Source organism: Psychrobacter sp. 5A.1, assembly GCF_030407455.1.
Classification (GTDB): domain Bacteria; phylum Pseudomonadota; class Gammaproteobacteria; order Pseudomonadales; family Moraxellaceae; genus Psychrobacter.
Genome location: NZ_JASDDJ010000098.1, coordinates 1 through 5,611 on the forward strand (window position 1 = coordinate 1; position 5,611 = coordinate 5,611).

Consider the following 5,611-nt stretch of genomic DNA (forward strand, 5'->3'; position numbering starts at 1 on the left):
ATACTTATATACTTATATACTTATATACTTATATACTTATATACTTATATACTTATATACTTATATACTTATATACTTATATACTCAATACATACTACAGGGATCTGTATTTATGAAGGTAATCGCGGTATTAAATCAAAAGGGTGGTAGCGGTAAGACTACCATCGCAACGCATTTGGCTCGTGGCTTACAACTAAAAGGTCATAGTGTTTTGTTGGTGGATAGCGACCAGCAGGGCAGTGCGCGTGACTGGAGAGCGGTTGATGAAGACAATCCGGTACCAGTGATCGGGCTTGATAGACCAACACTTGATAAAGATTTAAAAAGCGTTTCTGATAAAGATTACGTGGTGATCGATGGATCGCCGCAAGCTACTAGTTTGGCCATTTCAGCTATTAAAGCCGCAGATTTTATATTGATTCCGGTGCAGCCGAGCCCCTATGATATCTGGGCGACCAGCGATTTGGTTGATCTGGTGCAGCAGCGTATAGAGATGATGGATGGTCAACTAAAGGCGGCGTTTGTCGTATCACGTGCTATTCAAAACACCAATATAGGTAAGGAAGTCGCGACAGCACTACTGGATTACAATCTTCCAGTGTTAGAAACTAGAGTTATACAGCGTGTTGCTTATCCTAACAGTGCTGCCCTTGGTAAAACAGTATTTGATACCGAATCGCCTAACAGCAATGCGATACAAGAGATAACTGCATTAGTCAGTGAGATTCAAACATTTTTTGGTGAGGAGTAGGTCATGAGTTTATCAGCAGGTCGCCCTAGTAAGAACGTTAAGGATCAGTTAGCTCTATCGGATGTGACGGACAGTCCCAAAAAGACGGTACGCGTGAATTTTAATCTAGATGAAGATAAACACATTGCGCTCAAACGGTACGCGCTTGAAAGCCGAAAAACGGTTACTGAGCTGTTGACTGAAATGATTGATGAAAAGTTGGTTGAACGATAGATATAAAAAATCGGATTTTTTATACCTAAAAAAAGGATATGTATAAAAAACTCAAAAAACTATATATATCATCGAACGCTGTGTACCTTTCTAGTATCATCAGATGCTTGTTTTCTTAAGCCAGACGTAGAAGCAAGCTGCAAAAAAAATGCCCATGGCAAAACAAGCACTGTTTCCTATATCAGTACCATATAATAGAACCAAAAACGGTTAGCAGTGCTAAGGTATATTGCCCTTAATCAAAGCGTACTCAATAACGATTTAAGTTACACAAAATATAAGGGGCTTCTAGCCCCATCATTATTCTGAACCGCCCCGAGATTGTCGGAGACTCAACTTTCTGAGAGAATACGACAATGAAAAGACAAACCTACACTCCTGAGATTAAAAAACGCGCCGTTCGCATGCTGATTGAAGCATTAAACGATTACACCTCTATGTGGTCAACCATTCAAGTTATAGTACTGAAAATAGAATCTACTTTTGGAACATTGTGGTCATGTCATAAAAAGCGCACTAATGAAACCATACTAACCAACATTCAAGACTAAGCTACACATACTAAAGAGCTTGAACGTGAAAATAAGAAGCTTACGTAAGCCAGTTAGATTACAGTAAAAGCCGCTTTTTTCGCCCAAGGAGAGATAGGACATACAATCCAGTTGTGGCTCAGTTTATTGATAACAATAAGTGTGTCTACGGTATTAGAGCAATATTGACTGTGCAATATAGAAGATATGCAATAAAATTATTTTCTACCTTTAATAAAATGCAGCAACCTAAACAAGGGTAAATTATGAGTAATTCAGATAACCACAGTCACCAAGCTCCAAACCCTAAAAATATGAATAAGGCTTTCTATATTGGAATTGGTCTAAATTCTGCATTTACGCTCATCGAGTTCATAGTGGGCTACTCAACTAATTCATTAGCTTTAATCGCAGACGCTAGCCACAACTTAAGTGATGTTGCCAGTTTAATAATCTCGTTAATTGGAATGAAATTAGCACAGAAAGCATCTACTACGCTTTATACCTATGGCTACAAAAAAGCTTCTATAATGGCTTCTCTTATTAACGCCATATTGTTAGTTACAATCGTTATAGGTATTGCGTATGAGGCCTTGGGTCGATTTGATACCATACCGGAAGTTGCAGGAAAAGTTATTATTATTACAGCTCTAATAGGTGTATTTATAAATACTGTTTCTGCTTTTGCATTCTACAAAGGTCAAAAAGACGATATTAATGTTAAAGGTGCTTTCTTGCATCTAATGGTAGATGCATTGGTCTCTGTAGGTGTCGTTATCTCGGGCATTATTATTTACTATACAAGTTGGAATATCGTTGATCCTCTAGTTAGCTTGATTATTTCAGTCGTGATACTGTTATCGACTTGGGGTCTACTAAAAGAGAGTATCAAGCTTGCTATTGACGGAGTACCTCAAAATGTTGATCTCAGTAAAATCACTGCTATCTTAGAGAGCTATAAATTTATTCAAAACTTTCATCATCTGCACATCTGGGCCTTGAGTACCACTGAGAATGCTCTGACAGTTCATATCGTACCGAAGAGCGATGTGACATTAGAAGAGACTCTTATTATGAAAGAAAATATTAAGGAAGATTTGGCGCATCAGAATATACAACATGCAACTATTGAATTTGGTATTAAGGCAGATGACAATCAAAAATCGCGTGCATTAAATGAAAGTATCAACTAAAAGATGATAGACCGTATATAGCTATCTCTTTTTAAGTATGAGGCGCGTGCTTTATGTCGACATAATTTTTTCAATCAGTTCTTATGTGATCAATAGTTTAAAACTTTTATATTTACGTGCGTTAGGACGTTACCTAGAAAAAATAAAAAACTTACGCTGATTAAATTATTATAATTAAGTTTACTATTACCCTCGTCCTCTAAGTGTGGTTAGACCTTTGCCAAAATAGCTTAGTAGTAATAACAGAGTTATTATTATCAAGATAGGATAATTTCCCATAAGCATAAAGGGAGTGTTACCAACCCGTGCCTGTATCTCACCACGTAGTACAGTACGCTCAAACTGCGGTGCGCGTTCTACAATACGACCTTTATGGTTAATGATAGCGGTAACACCAGTATTGGTCGCTCGAATAAACCAGCGCCCGTTCTCAAGCGCGCGCATTTGTACCATTTGCAAATGTTGCAATGGTCCTGCTGAAGTGCCAAACCAGGCATCGTTAGAGACCGTCAACAAAAAGTCAGTATCGATGGCATTTTTACGCGTGGTATCTGGATAAGCTACCTCATAACAGATAGCCGTCCCTATATTGTGTCCACGCACCTGTAGCGGTGACTGCTGATCACTACCGCGACTATAGCTCTTAATATCCTGACTACCGGCCAAACTTGGGAAAATATCGAGCACGCCTTCAAATGGAATATACTCTCCAAAAGGCACCAGACGCTGCTTCTTGTATAGGCCTTCCGCTTCTACACCTCGAGCAATCACGCTATTGTAAAATGGGGGATACTTATCCGTACTGGCATTGAATGCCGCTTTATCCTTATAAGGGATACCAGTTATCCATGTCGTATTGGTCGCATTAGCCATTTCTATCATTTCACTAATAAAGCCCGCAGCCTCATCCTGAAACATCGGAATAGATGATTCAGGCCACACCACAACATCACGTCCCCACTCAGTGCGCGTTAACTTCGCATAAATCTTTAGCGTTTCTACTTGATATTGAGTCAGCCACTTTATATCTTGTGAAATATTACCTTGAATCAATGACACTGACAGATCAGGTGTGCCCTTAGGTTTTGTCCATTGCGGATTGACCAGCCATAATGATGTGCTAATGGCCAATAACAGTACAGAAACGACGGCATAACTACTGCGCCGAAGCAGTAGCTCTACTAAACTTGCAGCCAATAGTATGGCAACAAAAGAGACGGCAAAAACACCAGCAACGGGTGCTAAGGACGATAACCAATACTCTTCAGTAAACGCATAACCAACAAACAGCCACGGAAAGCCTGTGAATAACCAAGTTTTTAACCATTCTTGTAGCACCCAAAGAGCAGCAAATGAAAAGGGTTGTTTGCCTACCATACGGTTAAAGGCTAGTGCTAAAAATCCATGAAACAGTCCCATACCGAGACCCATCAATCCAATCATAATCAATGCGAGCCACGTTGGAGTATCGCTATAATCATGGATAGCTGTATAGAGCCAAAAGCCGCCGACGCACCATAGCCCCATACCGTAAGCTTCACCGATAATAAAAGCGCGACGACCACTCATATTTGGCACCAACAGCGCATATAAAATCGCTGGTGACACTATTGCTAGCGGCCAGAACCCATAAGGCGATAATGCAAATAAAAAAATAGCCCCTGCAAGCCATGCTGCTACTAGCGTAAGCCATAGCGGTAATTGATTTAAGTGAGTACTCAAACGCTTTTGTAGACTAATAGTAGACAGGTGCATCGCAAATTATCCAAAATTATGAGCCTTGAATTTTTAATCAAAATCCAAAACTCAGATAGACCCGTTAATACTACAGGCAGCATTTCAAAATAAAAACTGCTTATGATACCAGTCCGCACTGCTCAATGTATAAATTTACGTACCCCGTTTGATGGGTTATTATGCTACATTACCAAACGATATGAAGTGTTACTTGACCTTCTATAGCTCACAATATCTACAGTACATGAGAGAGCACTATGACCCCCTTAAAAATAAAATCCAGTCTTATATTCAATCGTCATCTGTCTAAGGGGTTGCGTGGTACGCTGGTGTTACTTGCCGCCTCATCACTATTTGCTTGTAGCCAACCGAGTAGTGGCGTATCTGATGCAAACACAACATCAGTAACAACCGAAAATGCAACAGCTATCACTTTAAAGGAAGATGAACCAAACGCTAAAAGTGCTCACATGATGACAAGGTCAGTAAGTAAACCAGACCTACTAAAAAACGTCTCAGCTACGGTCTATAAAGATGCCAATTGCGGCTGCTGTAAAGAATGGATAAGTCATGCAGAAGATAATGGTCTAAGTGCAACCGCGCAAGATGTTGCGGACTTAGCCGTATTTAAAGAGCGCTACAGCGTTCCAACTGAGATGCGTTCTTGCCATACTGTAGTCACTACTGATGATTACGTCTTTGAAGGTCATGTACCTGCTAAGTATATGGCGCAGTTTTTAGAAAATCCGCCAGTACAAGCTATGGGTCTTGCCGTACCTGGCATGCCTGTTGGTAGCCCAGGTATGGAGTATCAAAATAAATTCATGCCCTATCAGGTTATGCAGCTCAATAAAGACGGGACGACCCAAGTTTATGCTGATATTGAATCGGTAGAGCAGCAATTATAGTGTGTTAGCAGTTAAGAATACTTTGATTATAGTGTTAGCGTTAAAAGTAAATGAGGCAGGTATAAGACTGTTCTATTGCTTATAAAATGATTCTTCATCAAAAAAATCATTAGCTATTGCGACTTTAAAAGCAAAAACAACTTTGAATTTGTAACTTTTGATGACAATGTAAGCGGATTTATCGGTTATTAACCCTTAAAATAGATAAATAATTAAGGGTTAATACAAGAATATACAGGATGTATCGAAACAATTACGTAATATTACATAAGCCAGTAC

The 5,611-nt window shown here is 39.4% G+C and carries 6 protein-coding genes; 5 read left to right on the forward strand and 1 reads right to left on the reverse strand.

Annotation, left to right across the window (positions count from 1 at the left end; all coding sequences use genetic code 11):
• Positions 1-112 precede the first annotated feature (112 nt).
• The 4 genes from parA (at position 113) to QL982_RS13865 (ending at position 2,687) form a co-directional block, all read left to right on the forward strand.
• Complete coding sequence (gene parA, locus QL982_RS13850) at positions 113-751, forward strand: ParA family partition ATPase (RefSeq protein ID WP_045448057.1); 639 nt, start codon at positions 113-115, stop codon at positions 749-751.
• 3 nt (positions 752-754) lie between these two features.
• Entirely contained in the window at positions 755-964 is a 210-nt protein-coding gene (locus tag QL982_RS13855; RefSeq protein ID WP_045448060.1) for a plasmid partition protein ParG, read from the forward strand.
• Between the two features lie 356 nt (positions 965-1,320).
• Complete coding sequence (locus QL982_RS13860; protein ID WP_140412949.1) at positions 1,321-1,515, forward strand: hypothetical protein; 195 nt, start codon at positions 1,321-1,323, stop codon at positions 1,513-1,515.
• A gap of 245 nt (positions 1,516-1,760) precedes the next feature.
• Complete coding sequence (locus QL982_RS13865; protein WP_087813585.1) at positions 1,761-2,687, forward strand: cation diffusion facilitator family transporter; 927 nt, start codon at positions 1,761-1,763, stop codon at positions 2,685-2,687.
• Between the two features lie 186 nt (positions 2,688-2,873).
• Here QL982_RS13865 and lnt read toward each other — a convergent pair whose 3' ends face one another.
• Complete coding sequence (lnt, locus tag QL982_RS13870) at positions 2,874-4,442, reverse strand: apolipoprotein N-acyltransferase (RefSeq protein ID WP_045448063.1); 1,569 nt, start codon at positions 4,440-4,442, stop codon at positions 2,874-2,876.
• Positions 4,443-4,681: 239 nt separating this feature from the next.
• Between lnt and QL982_RS13875 the strand changes: the two genes are divergently transcribed.
• On the forward strand, positions 4,682-5,332 hold the full coding sequence (locus QL982_RS13875) for a DUF411 domain-containing protein (protein ID WP_011513677.1): 651 nt from the start codon (positions 4,682-4,684) through the stop codon (positions 5,330-5,332).
• The last annotated feature ends 279 nt before the right edge of the window (positions 5,333-5,611 follow it).